Consider the following 17,684-nt stretch of genomic DNA (forward strand, 5'->3'; position numbering starts at 1 on the left):
AGCCCCACGTCCACACGGTGCCGTCGGCTTTCATGGCGAAAGGAACTGCGCGCCGACCGCTGCGTGAACAAAGCCGATTCCCACTTGCACCGGCTTGTTGTGAGTTTTCGTCGTGCAGTCCACGAACAGGCCCAGTTCATTGGCGCCCCACAGCCAGCGCGAGCCGTCCGACCCTACCTCCACCGCCGGCGCGGCTACCGGCCTGTTGATGAATAACAAAAAAGGACGATCTAGCAAATGACAAAGGCTTGGAACGAGCAACTGGTAGACGATATCAACAACATCATAGCCAGACACGGCATAGAAGCTCGCGTTCGCACTTGTGACCTGACATATACAGATAAAGTTGTCACGGATGGCGGTGCCTCTTGCCGATCCATATATTCGGAAAAGCGCTCGTTCCATCCGTGCCGAAACAAGTGTCCGTGGAGTCCTTTGAGTTCAGGCGATGCGGCGGCGATAGCCCGAATCACCTTCCGCTAGCTAGAGATAGAAAGGGGTTCCCCCTGCGTCGCTCCACTCTTATGAATAACAAAGAGAAAGACGTGTCGTCTTGCACCCGGCACCTTGTTGCGGTGCTTGACTATGTAGGTGTGCAGTCGATCGATGAGCGCGTCTCCCAAGGGAATGCGGCGATCGAGCGTCTTGACTAAGGGCTGGCGTTGTCGCGGATCCGTTCTTTCATCCGGGCGACGGGCAATCACGATCTGGCAGCGCTCCCAGTCAATATCTGTCGTGCAGAGGCTGAGGAGCTCTCCACCACGGATGCCTAGGTAGAACAGAAGATCAATGATCAGTGCGTTTCTTATACGCACGCTACTGTCTCACCAGAGAACCGCCACTTGCTCGGAAGTCGGCCCCCTCTTACCTCAGCGTATCGTCTTCCGATGGGCCGACGACTCGTCAGTCCACGATGAACCGGTTCAATTTGACGTGCGGCCGACTCATCCACTGCTGAACCCAGCATGGTGTAGGACAGCCAGCGCAGATAGTTGCCCATGTGCGTCAAGCGGACGTACTCGCTTCCCGTTTGTACCCGCTGGTTTGCCTTGTCATGCCGAAGAGGCACCACCACTGCGCTGTCATGCTTACCGAACCGTTTCTGGCATATGTCTCTGATTGCATCCAGCTCGGCGGGGTTCAAGAAGCGCCGATCTCTGATTCGGCCCTCCAGATCGATACTGCACGTGCTGCAGTGGGTGAGGAGTACGTTTAGAGCCGCACATACAGCATCCATGCTCGCCACTGACAGTGATCGATTACGCACCTGTGTCGTTACAAACAGGTTCGGATAGAAGAGTGGCATGCCCGAGCGGGGATCAACAAGCACTCGGTACCTTTCACCATCTTCCATGATGAAATCTCGAGTTCTGCATTTCAGTTGCATCTCCGCACTCCGATCAATGGTTCGTAACAGTTCTCAAGGTGCAGCTCAGGCGAGGGCTGGGAAACGAGCGCAACACGAAATTGTGCAGTCTTAAAAAGAAAAACCCCCGACGAATCGGGGGCTTGTAAGTCAAAACCGTACAAAGACGGTCTAAGGTATGTCCTAGAACGGGATATCGTCATCGTCGAAACCTTCGTTGGCCGGCGGAGCCGAGCGCTGCGGGGCGTTGCCGCCTCGCGGCTGGCCATAGTCGTCGCCGCCGCGCGCGCCCCCACCGAAGTTGCCACGTTGCTGGCCGCCGCCGGTGCCACCGCCGCCACCCGCGCCGCCGCCGAAATTGCCGCGGGATTGCTGCTGCGGACGGGCGCCGCCGCCCTGGCCGCCGGCGAAGCCGCCGCCTTCACCGCCACCCTGGCCACCGAGCATCTGCATCTCGTTGGCGATGATGTCGGTCGAGTAGCGCTCGACGCCGTCCTTGTCGGTGTACTTGTCCGTGCGTAGCGAGCCCTCGATGTACACCTGGCGACCCTTCTTCAGGTATTCACCCGCGATTTCCGCGAGCTTGCCGAAGAGTTTCACCCGGTGCCATTCGGTGCGCTCCTGCTTTTCGCCGGACTGTTTGTCCGTCCAGGCTTCGGACGTGGCGATGCGCAAGGACGTGATCGCCGTGCCGCTACCGGTGTAACGGGTTTCCGGATCCGCGCCGAGATTGCCGACGATGATGACCTTGTTGATGCCGCGTGCCATGGATTTCCCTCGTATGCGTGTCTTCCCGCCCATGATAGCCAGCCGGGGCCGGGGCTGGCGGGGTCGGACCGGCTAGTTTGGGCGAAGGGGGCGCGGAGGGCAAACCGTTTCGTGACGGCGGAGGCCGGTCCGCGAGGTAAGGTCTGGTCTCAATGCCATTGGATATCGATCTGGGCCTTGGCCTCGGCGTCCCCGGGCTTCAACGGCCCCACACGGACGTAACGGGCCTTGAAAGCCAGTTCCGGCGCCCCGCCCGCCCAGTCGAACTCGACCGAACCATCGGGAGGCAGGAGTTGACCATCCCCGGCACGTATCTCGATGGCCACTCCCAACTCTTCGCCTCGGGGGGCGATGTAGCGCGGGTCGGCCGGGTGGGGCTTGGCGCGCATCGTGACGCTCGCGGAGGGTTGGCCGACGCAGTCGACGCCGGCGAAACTGCCAGCCTGCCAACGGCTGCCGTCACCTACCGCTGCCAGCTCCGATGCGGAGACGGTTCCCAGATCGATCTGCACGCGGTTGAGGGCGAGGCCACACGAAGGTGTTATCGCTCCCCGCACCTCGAAATCGAGCGTATCGCCGGCGCGAACGCCGCCGCAGATGAAGGCTATGGCGACGACGCAAAGCACCGCCGTGGCGGGACGGCACCCGCATGGGGCATTCATGGTCATTCGCATGCTCCGAGATACCGGACATCGCCGGCGGCCGTTCTGGTGATGTCATGCAGACGCAGGACGCATTCGCCCGGGGATCCTTTCCACCGCACCGCCCAGCGACCTTCGGTGTCGGGTGCCCGCAGGAACATCCGGCCGGCCTGCCCGACGACGCCCACGGAACGGCCGAGCGCATCGATCACTTCGGCCCCGAAAGGCAGCGGCGTGCCATCGACGAGGCTCGCGGTCACCAGCCATGTCCTTGTCACGTCCGTATCGAAGGGCACGAGGACCACGGCACCCGGCGTGGGCGCAACGCGCCGGTGGGTGGAAACGACCGCCACGTCCATCGGAAGGCCGGTCGGATCGAGATCGACGCTGTTCCAGCGGAAGGGGGTGAGGTAGGGAACGATCGCATGACCACGCCGGTCGACACGGACTCCATGACCGCCGCCTATGCGTGCCCCCGTCGCACCGCGAGCCCGGACCAAGGCAACGGCTTCGCCCAATCGCTGGGAGAAGCTGATGCCCCCGGCATGGATCACGAGGCCTCCGGCCGCCGAGAGCGAAACCGCTTGCCTGGAGTCCGTCCGGTCCAGCGCCGCGGCGACCTCTCCCATCGGTAGCAGCCGGACAAGCGATACGTCCAACCGGCGTGCTCCGCGATGTTCGTAGCCAAGCGTCGCGCCATACAGGGTCGCTCCGCCCTCGCCCGAACTTCCCGTGACGCCCATCCGCGCACCGCCAACCGCCCCGCCCGTTATCGCGGTGTGCAGGTTCGTGGACGTGGCCGCGACACCGAGCGGAAGGGACACTCCGAACTGCCCGGACATGTCGTTTCGCCTGCTCGTCGCGCCGCGGCGGGCCGATCGGCGCAGCGACAGGTCCATCGTCGCGCGACGCCAGCCGCGGGTCCACGACACCGCCTGATCGCTGCCGCTACCATCCTGTTGTCCATAGGAGCCGTAGCTGGCGCTCAAGCTCAATGCGCCCCGATCGTCCCCCAGATCCCTTTGCATAGCGGTGTCCACCCGCCGCACCGCAGCCGCTCGCGTCCTCGCGCGCCACGAGCCGGGTGGAGGCGCTTCACGGCCCCGGGACGCACCGAAGGATAGGAGCGTCCGGTGATTCCACCGCTTACCGTGGCGCACGCGCCAGAGCCGCGCGTTTCCACCGCGGCGGGACGACGAGTAGGTGAGGTCCGTGGCGAACGCGCCGACGAGAGTGTCGGTGGCCGCTCCGACGAGACCGGAGGCTTGCCCCGGCCCCATGCGCGCCCCGGCATACGCCGTGATGCGGCGAGGAAACCCATGACGCCAAGTGCCCTGCACCATGCCCTGTGCATAGCGTGTGCCCACCAACGCGCGTCCCGCGCTGACGGCGTAACCGGTATGGTCCTCGCGCATCAACTCCGGCACCGGGAAGAAGGGCACCCGGAAGGACCACCGGCGGCCGTCGCTCTCTTCGACATTCACTTCCAGATCGCCGCCGCCCCCCGCCCCGTGGAGGTCGTCGATCGAGAAAGGACCGGGCGGTATCGTCAACTCGCGAAGCAGAATGCCGTTCTGCGTTACGCGGACCGTCGCGTGCGTCGCGGCCACGCCCTTTACCGGCGGCGTATAGCCGCTCGACGCATCGGCTGTCATGCGCGCGTCGCTGGCGATGCTCAGTCCCCGCAAGCGCAGGGGCGTGAACAGATCGCCTGCCAATGAGATGTCCCCGGCGCGAAGACGCGAACCCAACGAGGCCACATGCCGCTCGACGAATCCGTGCCTCCGCCGATAGCGCCCGCTCGACCATGCGCCCGCATGCCTGAGGCGCCAGGATCCCAGGTTCACTCCGGTGTCAGCGCCGAAAAAACCCGATGTGTGGCGACGTCCTGCCAACGAGGAGTCGCGGACGCTCATGCGCCAGGCGAGAAGGCCCGCCGTCACCCCGGCATCCCATTGGCCAGGTGGCACGACGCCGGGCCGGCGGCGGGCCATGGCAGCTTGCGGCACCTCGATATCGAGGCGCTGTTCACTGACGTCCAAGCGCGCCGTCGCGGCGCCGATGCGCTGCCCGATCTCGAGGCATGGATCGTCGACCGGCGGATGCGTGCGGTCGGGAGCGAGCCCGAACGAGACAAGATCGTCGTACGCGATGCACGGCGTCGCATCGGCGTCCCCGGAGCGGGCTTCGAACCGGATGGGCCTGCGAACCTGCCACTCACCGTTCATCCATAGATCCACGTCGTAGATTCCCGGGAGTACCGGGTTGCCGCGCGAAAACCGCTGCAGGTCCGCCGCAGAGAGGCCGTCCCCGGTGAGGAAGGCGGGATCGAACGCCACCACGCGCTCAGCCTGCGCATGCGCCCGCGATGCCGAGGCGGCACATCCACCGAAAACGAGGCATGCCACGGCAGCCATACAGCGAGAGACAGGCTTGCCTTGGCCTTCGCTGGCGGGACGTGGCATGGATTTACCCTCCCGCTCACGGACCGATCGCCGCGGAGCCGCCGATCGCTGCACCGAAGTCGTTGATCGTCACGAAGGCGACCTTGGTGAACGCCGTGGCAGGAGTGCTCCGGGAAAGCGAGAAATGTGTCGATCCGCCTGGCTTCACCATGCCTCCCCCGAGCATCACCGGCTTGCCATCCGTCCCGCCGGGCAGTTGCACACTGTTGAAGGACACGTGATAGGGCGAGGGATTCGTCACGCGAAGACGGGGCGTCCCGGCGTCCTTTTCGATCGACCACCGCAGCGTGGCCGCGGCGCGATCAGACGGCTCGGGAAGGCCTTGCGGCCGGTGAAAAAGCTTGAGCCGGTGACGAAAGGCCAGCTGCAGCACATTCTTGTCGTTCGCGCCGGTGGCCCTGGGTGGAATTTCCAACACGTTGAGCCAGTAGAGGGCCTCTCGGTCGCGTGGGTTTTCGTCGCCCACGTGCACGATACGCAGCGCATGCCGCTGGCCCGGGTCGATCCGGAACAGGGGTGGCGTTATCGCGAACGGAGCTCGTGCGGTCGAGGGTGTCGAAAGTTCATCGCCATCGTCTATCCACACCTGCACGAGGGCGGGGTCGTCTCCTTTGTTCTCTACCCGCACGGAAACATCGCGGGATGAAGCCGGGAAAACCACGCGCGTGCCGCCGATGACCACGGCGGCGTATGCGGAAAGGGGGCAAACCGCCACGGCAGTGGCCAGCAGGATCGGTATCGGTCGAAACATGACGACTCCTTCAGTCTTCGCTTCCATGAACCGCCCGGGCCGGTGCGACCCGGGCGTCGTGCACCCGGAGATGCTTACTCGTAGACGACCTGGAAACCGACCCTTGAAGCGGCAAGCCCCTGGGTCACGCCGCCCAGGCTGTAGTAGCGGGCGATGAGGCCGATTTCAGCGACGTGCCCGGCAATCGTCACGCCCTGGGAATCCTCGGTGTACATGTTGATCGGCGTGCCGTCCGAGTTCGTCATCTGGATCTGCACGTTGCTTGCCGCGCCACTACCCGCGTCGATGTTGAGCCGGCCGCTGCCGCGGTCGAGGGAAGGACTCGCGGGATCGAAGCGGACCTTGGCCGTGGTGCCGTCGGAGCATTCGGCATTTCCCCCGATACGGATGACGAAACCCCGATCGCCCGCCGTCGCGCCCGCGGTGGACAAGACGCCTTCACTGATGTCGCCGAGGTCGACGGCCTTCATCGCGGCGCCTCCACCGGGCGGCTTACCTTCCACCGTGCAGGTGGTGGCGACGATACGGCCGCTGATTTCGATGACACCGTCGTTGGCCGCTCGAGCGGCGGGAACAAGGGCGACGAGGGCCGAGGCGAGCAGTGGGATGGTGAGGTGCTTTCGATGCATGGCGGCTTCCTGGGGAAAGGGAATGCGCGCCGGGCGTTTCAACCCTCGGCGCGCAAAACCAGTCTGCACAGCGAGGATGGGCCATGACGATACGTAAAATCTGAAAAATCGGGCGCATCCACGGATTGCCGCCGGCATCCGGGGCTCCTGCGTCGGCCGCGGGAGGCAATATGTGAAGGAACACGCTGACGTCACCCTCCCCCGGCGGCAGGAACACGGAAGTGACGCCCTACCCCTATAATGACCGCCAATCTATCGATTACGACCCTGGTCCATGTCCTCCATCGCCGCTCGCTCCACCCCTCTCGATTTTGCCGGCGTCCGCGCCCTGGCGGCAGACGACATGAAGGAGGTCGATGCGCTGATCCGCCACCGCCTCTCGTCGGACGTGGTGTTGATCAACCGCATCGCAGATCACATCATCGCCGGCGGCGGCAAGCGGTTGCGTCCGATGCTCCACGTTCTTGCGGCACGTGCCGCGGGCTACCACGGGCAGCAGCACGCCAAGCTCGCCGCGATCGTCGAGTTCATCCACACCTCCACGCTCCTGCACGATGACGTGGTCGACGAATCCGATATGCGCCGTGGGCGCAAGACGGCGAACGCGCTCTGGGGTAACGCCGCGAGCGTGCTGGTGGGCGACTTCCTCTATTCGCGTTCGTTCCAGCTGATGGTCGAACTGGATGACATGCGCATCATGCGCATCCTCGCCGACACCACCAACACCATCGCCGAGGGCGAGGTATTGCAGCTGTTGAACATCGGCAACGCGGACGTCGACGAGAACGCGTACCTCGCGGTGATCGAACGGAAGACGGCGGTGCTTTTCGCCGCCGCCACCGAACTTGGCGGCGTGCTGGGTGGCTTACCGGAAACGCAGGTCGCCGCATTGCGCCGCTACGGCATGGAGCTCGGCTACGCCTTCCAGATCGCCGACGACCTGCTCGACTACGTGTCCGATGCCGAGACCCTCGGCAAGAACATCGGAGACGATCTCGCCGAGGGCAAACCCACCCTTCCGCTGATCTACGCGATGCAGGTGGCGGACGCGGACCAGCTGAAATCGCTGCGTCACGCGATCGAGCACGGCGGGCTGGATTCACTTGATCGCATCATCGCCGCCATACGCGACTCCGGCGCGATCGAGCGTACGCACGAAAAGGCGGTGGCACACGCCGCCGCGGCGCGCGAGGCGCTTACCGAACTGCCCGCCTCCAGCTACCGCGATGCACTCACGGCGCTGGCCGACTATTCCGTCGAGAGGCGGTTCTAGAACGCCTCGCCCAACCACGAGCGCATCGCGGCATAAGCGCGATGGGCAACCTTCGCGTCATAACGGCAGTTCCCCGTGGCCGCCGTCGCTTCCTTCTCGGTGAAGCAATGCACGGCGCCGCCGAAATCCTCGGACGCCCAGTCCACCTTGCCGCCGCGCATCTCCGCCTCGAAGGCGGCGCGCTGCTCGGCCGGGACGCTTGCGTCGTCGGCCCCGTTGAGCGCCAGCACCTTCGCATGGATGTTCGACGCGAGCTTCGGATCGTCGGTCGACAAGATGCCGTGGAAGCTGACCACGGCGGCGACATTCGCGCCGCTGCGCGCGAGGTCGAGCACGGCCGAGCCGCCGAAACAAAACCCGATGGCGGCGAGCCTGGCCGGATCGATCGGCGCCTGCCTCGCCTGGGATTTCAATTCTTCGAACGCGCGGGAAACACGCTCGCGCATCACCTTGCGGTCGGCGTAGAGCGGCTTCACGGCGGCGCCCGCTTCGGCCTCCGACGTCGGGCGAATGCCGCCGCCGTACATGTCGGTCAAGAGGATCACGTAATCCTTGCCCGCGATTTCCTTCGCCTTAGCCACCGCCATGTCGTTCACGCCGAACCAGTTCGGCACCATGAGCAACCCGGGCCGCTTCGCCGTCACGGCGTCGTCGTAGACGAGGAAGCTCTTGTACGTGACGCCCTGGTCGGTCCACTGCACCGGTTTGGCGACCATCGCCGCCGAAGCGGCACCGACATGACCGAAGACCAGCAAGGACAAGGCAAGCAGCGAACGGCGCATGGGCGTGGCTCCAGGGAAAGGTGCGCCAAGCATAGGCGCCCGCCCCGGGGGATGGAATGCGGCCTCAGAGGCCTGCCGCGTGCCTGGCGAGTTTTCGCTTCAACGGTCCCAGGGCCTCGAGCAGCCGGACACCGGCACCTCGCGCCGCCACCAGTGGCGCCGCCTTCCATCCGTAGATGCGCTCCAGCGCGTCGAACGTCCAGGCGTCGAGGCCGTCGGCGCTGCGGCGGCGGCGCGCGTAGCGACGCAGGACGTGGGCGGCGGCGATATCGCGGCCCGCCTCCCTGGCGTCGACCAGCGTCTGGCGCAGTTCGGCCACATCGCGCATGCCGAGGTTGACCCCTTGTCCCGCCAGGGGATGGACCGCGTGGGCGGCATCGCCAAGGAGAACCAGGCGCTCGGCCTCGTAGCGGTCGGCGAGCTTCAGGCGAAGGGGAAACGCGGCGCGGCGGCTGACCGGGCCAATGGGTCCCAGACGGAAGTCACTGGCCACGCCGAGAGCGTCGCGAAAGCCGCGGTCATCCAGCGCCAGCACATGCGCCGCATCGGCGTCCGGCAGCGACCAGACGATCGAACTGCGCCCGTCGGCGAGCGGCAGCAGCGCCAGGGGACCCGAAGGCAGGAACCGCTGCCATGCCGTCCGCTCGTGCGGGCGCGCCGTCTCGACATGCGCCACGACGGCGCGTTGGGCGTAGTCGCGCCCATGCGTACCGATGCCCGCCATGGCGCGCAACGGCGATTCCGCGCCGTCCGCCGCGACGATCAATCGGGCGACGACGATCTGCCCGTCGGCCAGATCCAGCTGGACCCGATCCTCGCGCGCCGCATAAGCGACCACTTCGGCCGGAACGATACGGCGCACGCCCGCATCGTCGAGTGCATGCCAGAGCGATGCCTGCACGAGGCTGTTTTCGACGATGTAACCAAGGACGTCGCGCGCCTCGTCCGCGGCGTCGAAGCGGATCGTCGCGCCGTTCTCCGCGTCCCACACCACCATGCGGTCATAGGCGGACGCGCGGGCGCTCCGGATGGACGTCCATACGCCCAGCTCGTCGAGCAGGCCGATGGACGACGGCGCCAGACCGACCACGCGCAGGTCCACCTCGTCCGTCGCGGCCCAGGGGGCGGGTTCGCGCGCATCGACCAGCGCGACGGAAAAACCGGCACGGGCCAGGGCCAGCGCGGCCGCCGCGCCGACCATGCCACCACCCACCACGGCCACGTCGAGGAGACCGCCGTTGCGCCGTCGCGATGGGGCGGCGTTGGTCCAGGTATCGCTCACGGCGTCTTCTCCCTCACGGCGAAGGGCGCGTGCGCGCGGAACCCCATGCCGCGCCGGCTAAGGGCATGCCGCAGGGGCGGCACGCGGTCGAGTGCCAGCATGGCCAGCGAACGCAGTGGTCCCAGCAAAGGCTGGTCCATGCATGCCAGACGCACCAGGCCGTGGCTCATCGCCATCGTTCCCTCGCGATCCGGCGTGCGCCGGCGCACGTATTCGTCGAGCAAGGCGGCATCCCCCGGATCGGTGGACGCCACCGCCAGCTCTGCCAGGGTCAGCGCATCACGCAGGCCCAGGTTGAAACCCTGCGCCCCGATGGGGTGCACCGTCTGTGCCGCATTGCCCACCAGGACCGCGTGGGGCGCCGTCAGGGATTCCGCGGCGACGCGGCGAATCGGGTAAGGAACGCGCTTCCCTGGCCGGGTCAGGCGCCCGAGACGCCAGCCGAAGCGCTGCTGGGCAAGCGCGAGGAAGGCCTCGTCGTCCATGGCTGCCACCTCGCCCGCCCGTTCGGCGGGTACCGTGAGGACCATGCCGACCCTCCGTTCCGCGAGCGGCAGGACCGCGACAGGCCCCTGGTCGGTGAACCGCTCGAAGGCTCGGCCGGCCGGATCGCGGTCGGGGGTCATCGTGCTGACGAACAGGGCCTGCTCGTAATCGTGCTCGCGGGTGCCGATGCCCAGCTGCTTACGTACGCCGGAAGCCGTGCCATCCGCGCCGACCAGCAAGGGGGTGGTCAGGCGGCGCCGCTCCCCGCCGGAAGCGATGGTCACCGCCCACCCCCCTTCGATGGGCTCGATGGCCTCCACCCGCGCCGGTGCAAGCCGGGTCAGGTGGTGGCAGGTGTCCAGCCGGTCCAGCAGGGCGGCGCCCAACTCCCGCGCCGGCAGGGTCCAGCCGAGGGCATCGACCCCCTCGGCCGCGGCGTCCATGCGAACGCTGCCGAAATCGCCGGCGCGGCTCGTATGAATATGGGTGATCGGCGTGGCGCGGTGACTGGCCAGGCCCCACACGCCGAGGGCCTGCAGTCCGTTCACGGTCGCGCGGGCGAGGGCGAGGTTGCGCTCGTCGTAGCTGGGCTGTTCGCCCACGCGCGGCGCGGATGCTTCCACGAGGATGGCGGGGAGGCCGGCGGTGTCCAGCGCGATGGCGAGGCTGGCGCCGACAAGGCCGCCGCCGACGATGAGGATGGGTTCGGGCAGGCTCATCCGCGGATCATACCCTCGCCGCGTGAAGGCGCCGATCCTGCGGCCCCCTGCCGCAGCGATGACGCACCCCGATAGAATGGCCCGATGGGCAATCGACTTTCGAAGATCTACACACGCACCGGCGACGACGGCAGCACCGGCCTGGGCGACGGCAGCCGCACCGGCAAGGATTCCCTCCGGGTCGGCGCCTACGGCACCGTGGACGAACTCAACAGCGCCATCGGCATGGTCATGGCGTCCGGCGGCGTGGACGACGACATCCGCGAGGCCCTGGTCCAGGTACAACACGAACTCTTCGACCTGGGTGGCGAGCTGTGCATCCCGGGTATGGCGATGATCCAGGGGCGCGATGTCGATCGCCTCGAGACGGTCCTGGACGCCTTCAACGCCGATCTTCCCGCGCTGAAGGATTTCATCCTGCCCGGCGGCGGCATGCCCGCGTCGACTTGCCACCTGGCCCGCACCATCTGCCGCCGCGCCGAACGCGAGGTGGTCGCTCTCGGCCGGGTCGAGGAGGTGCGCCCGGAAGCGCAGCGCTACCTGAACCGGCTTTCCGACCTGCTCTTCGTCATCGCCCGCGTGCTGGCCCGCCGCAGTGGCCACTGCGAGGTGCTCTGGCAGCACGAGCGCCGCCCGCGCGGCTGATCCGGCGGTGTAAGCTCGTCCGGCCGGTGCGGCGATCGCCGCCGCATCCTTCGAGGGATCATGCTCATGGGCGACGTGCCATCGTGCGGTGGGGTTGGCGATTCTGCTAAGTTGGCGACCTTTCGAACGGACAAGACCGAGCCTGTGACGTCACGCATCAGCATCCTGCCTAAACGCCGCCTGCTGGCGACCGCCGTCGCCCTCATCGTTTCGGGCGCCGCCTGCGACGCATCGGCCCAGACCGCCGCTCCGACGCAGGGGGAAACCCGCGCGAACGCGCCGGCGCCTGCGGAAACCTGCGCCCTGGGTTCGTTCGTCTGTCCGCCGAGGCCGGTCAGCTACGTCCTCTGCCGTCCCAACGCGATGCTCGATTTCTACGAGCCGGGCATCACCAAGGACAGCACGCTGCGCGACACGGCGGTCACCGACATCCACTCGGGCCTCGACGGCGACACCGGCGGCATCAAGGTCGAGAGCCCCGAGCCCAACCTCTATCACATGACCGGCGGCGTACGCCTCGAGCGCGCCGACCAGGTGATGCGTGCCGACGACGTCACGTACAACTCCGATTCCACGGCCTACGACGCCCGCGGCAATGTCCGCTACCAGGAGGCGGGCATGCTGGTGTCCGCCGACCGCATGACCGGCACCACCACGCCTAACCAGGGCGATGCCGACCATGTCCGCTACCAGCTGCTGCAATCGCGCGGCAACGGCGTGGCCGACCACGCGAAGATCATGGATCCGCAGCACGGCCGCTTCAACCTCGCCACTTACTCCACCTGCGACGTGGGCAACCACCAGTGGGAGTTTCGTGCGAAGACGATGAACCTGAACAAGGAGACGGGCGTCGGCACGGCGCGCAGCGCGACCATGCGCTACAAGAACGTGCCGTTCATGTACCTGCCCTACTTCACGTTCCCCCTGGACGACCGGCGCAAGAGCGGTTTCCTCTATCCAACCTTCGGCTCGTCGAGCCACTCGGGCACCTTCCTCAACCTGCCTTACTACCTGAACCTCGCGCCGAACTACGACGCGACGATCACGCCGGGCTACTACTCCGATCGCGGCGCCATGCTTGGCGGTGAGTTCCGCTATCTCTTGCCGCGATCCAACGGCACGTTCGACTTCCAGTACATGCCGCACGACAAGGGCCCGGACGACGACATCAGCAATACGAGCGACCGCGATGGCTCGACCCAGCGCTGGCTGCTGCAGGTCGCCAATTCGACCACCATCGCGAAGGGCTGGACCTTCTCGGCGAATATCAACCGGGCGTCGGACAACCAGTACTTCCGCGACTTCAGCAACGATCTCTATTCATCGGCGACGGGCCTGCTTTCGTCCAGCGCCTACGTCACCACCGGTGGCAAATACTGGAGTGCCGCCATCGGCGCGGACGACTACCAGAACGTCGACGCGGGCCTGCCCAACTACGTCGAGCCGTACCGCCGCTGGCCGCGCGCTACGTTCAACCTGGACACTCCGCTCAACAGCTGGCTCGATGCCGGCGTCGACACCGAGGCGGTGGCCTTCCGCAAGAGCGATCCGGCGCCGATCTCGCCCGGCTTCCCCGGCCAGGTCGACGGTAACCGTCTCGATATCGCGCCCTTCCTCGCCGCCGATTTCTCCGGTGCGTCGTGGTTCGTCCGGCCGCGCGTCGAGTACCGCTATACGGCGTACCGGCTCGATTCGGACTACCAGCACTTCAACTACGCCGAGCAGAGCCCCTCGCGCTCCCTGCCCATCGGCAGCGTGGACGCCGGCCTGATCTTCGACAAGCAGACCAGCCTGTTCGGCAACACCTATACGCAGACGCTCGAACCGCGCCTGTATTACCTGTACGTGCCGTACCGGAACCAGACCAACCTGCCCACGTTCGACACCAATGAGATGTCGTTCGACTTCTGGCAGCTGTTCACGACCAACCGGTTCTCCGGCGCCGACCGCCAGATGGACGCGAACAACCTGACCGCGGCGCTGACCACCCGCCTGCTGGACGACAACGGCGTGGAGCGGCTGTCGGCCAGCATCGGCCAGATCAAGTACTTCAGCGACCAGAAAGTGCAGATGCCCGGCGTCCTGCCCACCGACTTCAGCCGCTCGGACTACATCGCGCAGCTCGGGATCCAGTTCAACGACAAGTGGCGCCTGAACAGCTCCTACCAGTGGAACCCGAACAAGAAGCCGAGTCCGTACCTGAACGACGAGGGCCAGCCCTTCCAGCAGGGCCGTGACACCGACCTGGCCACGATCCAGCTCCAGCGCCGGATCAAGGGCGACGGCATCCTCAACTTCTCGTACCGGTACCGCCGCAACGTGATGGAACAATTCGACACTTCGGTGGTCTTTCCGGTATCCGATCGTTGGCGCGCGCTGGCCCGGTGGGTGTACGCACGTCGCGACATCCTGCCCACCACCGTCACCAACGTCGGCACGTTCAATACCTTCACGTTCTCACACCGGACGCTCGAGGCGGCCGCGGGCGTCGAGTACGACAGCTGCTGCGTCGCGATCCGCATTCTCGGCCGCCATTACGTACACGACTACACCCGTTCCACGGCCAACGCGATCATGTTCGAGGTGGAATTCAAGGGCATTGGCTCGCTCAACCCGCAATCGGGCCAGTACCTGCGGCGTGCTATCCTTGGCTATCAATAAATGGGGCAGGCGCCCCGGGCTCCCTATTCGATGAAGCAGATCCTCGCGTACTCCCTGCTCGCCACTTCCCTGCTCGTGGCCGTGCCTCCCGCCCAGGCCCAGTTGATGCCTTCGGCCCAGCCGTCGCAGGGCACGAGCGTTGGTAACGGCTCACTCGACCGCATCGTCGCGGTCGTGGAAGAAGACGTCATCCTGCAGAGCGAGCTCGACGAGGCCATCAATGCCATCGTGCGGCAGTACGCGTCGAATCCGGCGCAGTTGCCGCCCAAGGACGTGCTCGCCCGCCAGGTGCTCGACCGCCTGGTCCTGATGAAGCTGCAGGTCCAGCGCGCCAGCGACCAGGGCATCCGCGTCTCCGACCAGGACGTTGACCAGGCCGCCGCCAACGTCGCCCAGCAGAACAAGATGACCCCCGACCAGCTGCGTGCCGCGGTCGAACAGGACGGCTACAGCTACGCGGCGTTCCGTCAGCAGTTGTCCGACCAGATCGTCGCGCAGAAGCTGCATGAAAGCATCGTCCGCGACCAGGTCACGGTCACCGATGCCGAAGTGAACAACCTGCTGGCCAGCCCGACCTACAAGGCCGGCGAGGTCCACCTCGCGCATATCCAGATCAGCACCCCGGCCGGCGGCGGCGCCAGTGACATCGCCCAGGCCCAGGCCAAGGCCGAGGAAGCGATCAAGGCGATCCAGGGCGGCATGGACTTCAACGCCGCGGCGATCCGTTATTCCGACGCTCCCGACGCCCTCGATGGCGGCGACCTCGGCTGGCGCCGGCTCGATGAAGTCCCGCCGGCGTTCGCCGACGCCGTGGCCACGCTCAAGGCGGGCGAGAACACGCCGGCCATGCGCGGCCCCACGGGCTTCCACATCCTCAAGCTGGTGGAAACCCGCCAGCCGGGCCGGCAGATCGTCACCGAGTACCACGCTCGCCAGATCCTCATCAAGCCGTCCGAGATCGTCACTCCTGAGCAGGCCGAGAAGAAGGCGCAGGACATCTACACCCGCGTCGTCGACAAGAAGGAAGACTTCGCCAAGATCGCCAAGGACGAGTCCAAGGACAACACCACGGCGAACAACGGCGGCGACATGGGCTGGTTCGTGAAGGACGCCTGGGGCCAGGCCATCGCGGCCCAGGTCGACCAGTTGAAGGACGGCGAGATCTCGCACCCGATCCAGACCGATGCGGGCTGGATCGTGCTGCAGCGCCTCGGTAGCCGCCAGAGCGATCTCACCGATCAGCTCCAGCGTGACCAGGCACGTCAGGCCATTGGCAACCGCAAGGCGGACGAAGCCTACGAGAACTACCTGCGCGAACTGCGCTCGACCTCGTTCGTCGACATCCGCGTGCCGGAGCTGAAGGATCCCGACGACAAGCAGGTCTCGACCACGCCGTAATGCCTCGATGATCACCACCACCCTGCCACGGCTCGCCGTTACCGCCGGTGAGCCCGCCGGGGTGGGGCCCGAGCTGGTCGCCCGCCTCGCGGCGACCGATCTTCCCGCCGATCTCGTCGCGGTCACCGACCGCGAACTGCTGCGCCGTGCGGCCGGCCTCTGCGGGCTCGACCTCGACATCGTGGACGACGATGGAACGCGCATCGCCTCGCGTCCCGCTGGCCGTATCCGGATTCGTCACGTGCCGCTGGGGGCCGACATCCATTTCGGCCATCCTGATCCACGCAACGCGCACCATGTGCTCGATCTGCTGCGCATGGCCGCGGACGGCTGCATGGCCGGCGATTTCGACGCCGTGGTGACCGGCCCCGTGCAGAAATCGAGCATCAACGAGGGCGGCGTCGCTTTCAGCGGCCACACCGAATTCTTCGCCGAGCGCGCAGGCGCCGACGTGGTGATGATGCTCGCCAGTCCCGAACTACGGGTGACGCTGGCCACGACCCACCTGCCGCTTTCCGCGGTGCCCGCCGCCATCACGCCCGCCTTGCTGGAGCGCACGCTGCGCATCGTCGCCGCGGCGCTGACCTTGCTTTTCGGACTTCCCCACCCGCGCATCGCGGTGCTTGGCCTGAACCCGCACGCGGGCGAAGGCGGGCACATGGGCCGCGAGGAGATCGACACCATCATTCCCTCGCTGGAACGCCTCCGCGGCGAAGGCATGGACCTGATCGGGCCCCTGCCGGCCGATACCGCCTTCGTACCCGCCATGCGCGAGCGCTACGACGCGGTGCTGGCCATGTATCACGACCAGGCCTTGCCCGTGCTCAAGAGCGAAGCGTTCGACCGCACCGTGAACGTGACCCTCGGCCTGCCCTTCGTCCGTACGTCCGTCGATCACGGCACCGCGCTCGATCTCGCCGGCACCGGCCGCGCGGACCCGGCCAGCCTGTTCGCTGCCACGCGCCTCGCCCTCGATCTCGCCCGCCACCGGCGCCGACCATGAACGCACGCCCCAAGAAGAGCTTCGGCCAGCATTTCCTGCACGAGAAGCGCTATATCGAGCGCATCGTCGCCTCCATCGCACCGAAGGACGGCGATACCGTCGTCGAGATCGGCCCGGGCGAAGGCGCGATGACCCTGCCCCTCCTCGCGGTGGCCCGGAAGATGACGGCCATCGAGCTGGACACCGACCTGATCCCTGGACTACAGGCGCGCGCCGCCGAGATCGGCGAGTTGCGGATCGTCCATTCCGACGTGCTGAAGGTGGACTTCAGCCAGCTCGCCCGCGAACTCGGCACAGAGCGGCTACGTATCGCAGGTAATCTGCCCTACTACATCTCCAGTCCCATCCTGTTCCATTGCGTCGATCACGCGCCCGCGATCCAGGACATGCACTTCATGCTCCAGAAAGAAGTGGTCGATCGCATGGCCGCCGAGCCAGGAAGCAAGGTTTATGGCCGGTTGAGCGTCATGCTCCAGCTCGCCTGCAAGGTGACGCCGCTCTTCACGGTGCCGCCCGGCGCCTTCCGGCCGCCCCCCAAGGTGGATTCGGCGGTGGTTCGCCTCGTGCCCCTGCCTCCGGAACAGCTGCCCAAGGGCGACCCCGTGAAGATCCACGCCGTGGTGAAGGCGGCCTTCGCGATGCGCCGGAAGACGCTTTCGAACACGCTGAAGGGCCTGGTCGGCGAAGCCACCATTCGTGAACTCGGCATCGATCCGCGCGCACGCGCGGAAACCCTGGCCCCTGGTGACTTCGTGAAACTCGCGAATGCCATGTGAAGGCTGCTGCGGACTCACTTGCCCACCCCCTCCCCGTCC

General features: G+C 66.4%; 16 protein-coding genes. 6 read left to right on the forward strand and 10 right to left on the reverse strand.

From position 1 onward, the window contains the following. Positions 1-30: 30 nt before the first annotated feature. The 7 genes from QFZ41_RS06590 to QFZ41_RS06620 all read right to left on the reverse strand — a co-directional run bounded on the left by QFZ41_RS06590 (position 31) and on the right by QFZ41_RS06620 (position 6,620). Positions 31-297: a hypothetical protein gene (locus QFZ41_RS06590; RefSeq protein WP_429198018.1), complete on the reverse strand. Its 267-nt coding sequence runs from the start codon at positions 295-297 to the stop codon at positions 31-33. Positions 298-479: 182 nt separating this feature from the next. Next, on the reverse strand, positions 480-815 hold the full coding sequence (locus QFZ41_RS06595) for a site-specific integrase (RefSeq protein ID WP_429198019.1): 336 nt from the start codon (positions 813-815) through the stop codon (positions 480-482). 734 nt (positions 816-1,549) lie between these two features. Beyond that, entirely contained in the window at positions 1,550-2,134 is a 585-nt protein-coding gene (gene ssb / locus QFZ41_RS06600) for a single-stranded DNA-binding protein (protein WP_429198020.1), read from the reverse strand. A 149-nt stretch (positions 2,135-2,283) separates the two neighbouring features. Next, the gene (locus QFZ41_RS06605; RefSeq protein ID WP_429198021.1) at positions 2,284-2,802 is read right to left on the reverse strand and encodes a fimbrial protein; all 519 of its coding nucleotides are present in this window, start codon (positions 2,800-2,802) and stop codon (positions 2,284-2,286) included. Continuing rightward, complete coding sequence (locus QFZ41_RS06610) at positions 2,799-5,240, reverse strand: fimbria/pilus outer membrane usher protein (protein ID WP_429198022.1); 2,442 nt, start codon at positions 5,238-5,240, stop codon at positions 2,799-2,801. Before QFZ41_RS06610 ends, QFZ41_RS06605 begins: the two co-directional genes overlap by 4 nt. A 16-nt stretch (positions 5,241-5,256) precedes the next feature. Further along, complete coding sequence (locus QFZ41_RS06615) at positions 5,257-5,991, reverse strand: fimbrial biogenesis chaperone (protein ID WP_429198023.1); 735 nt, start codon at positions 5,989-5,991, stop codon at positions 5,257-5,259. Positions 5,992-6,065: 74 nt separating this feature from the next. Next, complete coding sequence (locus QFZ41_RS06620; RefSeq protein WP_429198024.1) at positions 6,066-6,620, reverse strand: fimbrial protein; 555 nt, start codon at positions 6,618-6,620, stop codon at positions 6,066-6,068. A 274-nt stretch (positions 6,621-6,894) separates the two neighbouring features. On the opposite strand from QFZ41_RS06620, the gene QFZ41_RS06625 reads away from it, so the two are divergent. After that, entirely contained in the window at positions 6,895-7,893 is a 999-nt protein-coding gene (locus tag QFZ41_RS06625; protein ID WP_429198025.1) for a polyprenyl synthetase family protein, read from the forward strand. Here the strand turns inward: QFZ41_RS06625 and QFZ41_RS06630 are convergent. From QFZ41_RS06630 to ubiH, 3 genes are all read right to left on the reverse strand, one after another. Further along, positions 7,890-8,675: a dienelactone hydrolase family protein gene (locus QFZ41_RS06630; RefSeq protein ID WP_429198026.1), complete on the reverse strand. Its 786-nt coding sequence runs from the start codon at positions 8,673-8,675 to the stop codon at positions 7,890-7,892. The two genes, QFZ41_RS06625 and QFZ41_RS06630, sit on opposite strands and share 4 nt — an antisense overlap. A 64-nt stretch (positions 8,676-8,739) precedes the next feature. After that, a complete protein-coding gene (locus QFZ41_RS06635; RefSeq protein ID WP_429198027.1) occupies positions 8,740-9,957 on the reverse strand; it encodes an FAD-dependent oxidoreductase in 1,218 nt (405 codons plus the stop codon). After that, positions 9,954-11,162, reverse strand: a complete 1,209-nt coding sequence (gene ubiH, locus QFZ41_RS06640; RefSeq protein WP_429198028.1) for a 2-octaprenyl-6-methoxyphenyl hydroxylase — start codon at positions 11,160-11,162, stop codon at positions 9,954-9,956. The genes QFZ41_RS06635 and ubiH overlap by 4 nt, the downstream gene beginning before the upstream one ends. A gap of 84 nt (positions 11,163-11,246) precedes the next feature. On the opposite strand from ubiH, the gene QFZ41_RS06645 reads away from it, so the two are divergent. From QFZ41_RS06645 to rsmA, 5 genes are all read left to right on the forward strand, one after another. Continuing rightward, entirely contained in the window at positions 11,247-11,807 is a 561-nt protein-coding gene (locus tag QFZ41_RS06645) for a cob(I)yrinic acid a,c-diamide adenosyltransferase (protein ID WP_429198029.1), read from the forward strand. A gap of 144 nt (positions 11,808-11,951) precedes the next feature. Next, positions 11,952-14,468, forward strand: coding sequence for an LPS-assembly protein LptD (locus tag QFZ41_RS06650; RefSeq protein WP_429198030.1), 2,517 nt, complete (start codon positions 11,952-11,954; stop codon positions 14,466-14,468). Between the two features lie 30 nt (positions 14,469-14,498). Further along, the gene (locus QFZ41_RS06655) at positions 14,499-15,866 is read left to right on the forward strand and encodes a peptidylprolyl isomerase (RefSeq protein ID WP_429198031.1); all 1,368 of its coding nucleotides are present in this window, start codon (positions 14,499-14,501) and stop codon (positions 15,864-15,866) included. Between the two features lie 7 nt (positions 15,867-15,873). After that, complete coding sequence (gene pdxA / locus QFZ41_RS06660) at positions 15,874-16,869, forward strand: 4-hydroxythreonine-4-phosphate dehydrogenase PdxA (protein WP_429198032.1); 996 nt, start codon at positions 15,874-15,876, stop codon at positions 16,867-16,869. Further along, entirely contained in the window at positions 16,866-17,645 is a 780-nt protein-coding gene (gene rsmA, locus QFZ41_RS06665) for a 16S rRNA (adenine(1518)-N(6)/adenine(1519)-N(6))-dimethyltransferase RsmA (protein WP_429198033.1), read from the forward strand. The genes pdxA and rsmA overlap by 4 nt, the downstream gene beginning before the upstream one ends. Positions 17,646-17,684 lie beyond the last annotated feature (39 nt).

Origin of the sequence: Luteibacter sp. W1I16, assembly GCF_050434905.1 — a bacterium.
Lineage (GTDB): Bacteria > Pseudomonadota > Gammaproteobacteria > Xanthomonadales > Rhodanobacteraceae > Luteibacter.

Coding starts and splice junctions, on each gene's coding strand:
- ssb (WP_429198020.1), bottom strand. CDS start 2,134: ATGGCACGCGGCATCAACAAGGTCATCATCGTCGGCAATCTCGGCGCG.
- QFZ41_RS06605 (WP_429198021.1), bottom strand. CDS start 2,802: ATGACCATGAATGCCCCATGCGGGTGCCGTCCCGCCACGGCGGTGCTT.
- QFZ41_RS06610 (WP_429198022.1), bottom strand. CDS start 5,240: ATGCCACGTCCCGCCAGCGAAGGCCAAGGCAAGCCTGTCTCTCGCTGT.
- QFZ41_RS06615 (WP_429198023.1), bottom strand. CDS start 5,991: ATGTTTCGACCGATACCGATCCTGCTGGCCACTGCCGTGGCGGTTTGC.
- QFZ41_RS06620 (WP_429198024.1), bottom strand. CDS start 6,620: ATGCATCGAAAGCACCTCACCATCCCACTGCTCGCCTCGGCCCTCGTC.
- QFZ41_RS06625 (WP_429198025.1), top strand. CDS start 6,895: ATGTCCTCCATCGCCGCTCGCTCCACCCCTCTCGATTTTGCCGGCGTC.
- QFZ41_RS06630 (WP_429198026.1), bottom strand. CDS start 8,675: ATGCGCCGTTCGCTGCTTGCCTTGTCCTTGCTGGTCTTCGGTCATGTC.
- ubiH (WP_429198028.1), bottom strand. CDS start 11,162: ATGAGCCTGCCCGAACCCATCCTCATCGTCGGCGGCGGCCTTGTCGGC.
- QFZ41_RS06645 (WP_429198029.1), top strand. CDS start 11,247: ATGGGCAATCGACTTTCGAAGATCTACACACGCACCGGCGACGACGGC.
- QFZ41_RS06655 (WP_429198031.1), top strand. CDS start 14,499: ATGAAGCAGATCCTCGCGTACTCCCTGCTCGCCACTTCCCTGCTCGTG.
- pdxA (WP_429198032.1), top strand. CDS start 15,874: ATGATCACCACCACCCTGCCACGGCTCGCCGTTACCGCCGGTGAGCCC.
- rsmA (WP_429198033.1), top strand. CDS start 16,866: ATGAACGCACGCCCCAAGAAGAGCTTCGGCCAGCATTTCCTGCACGAG.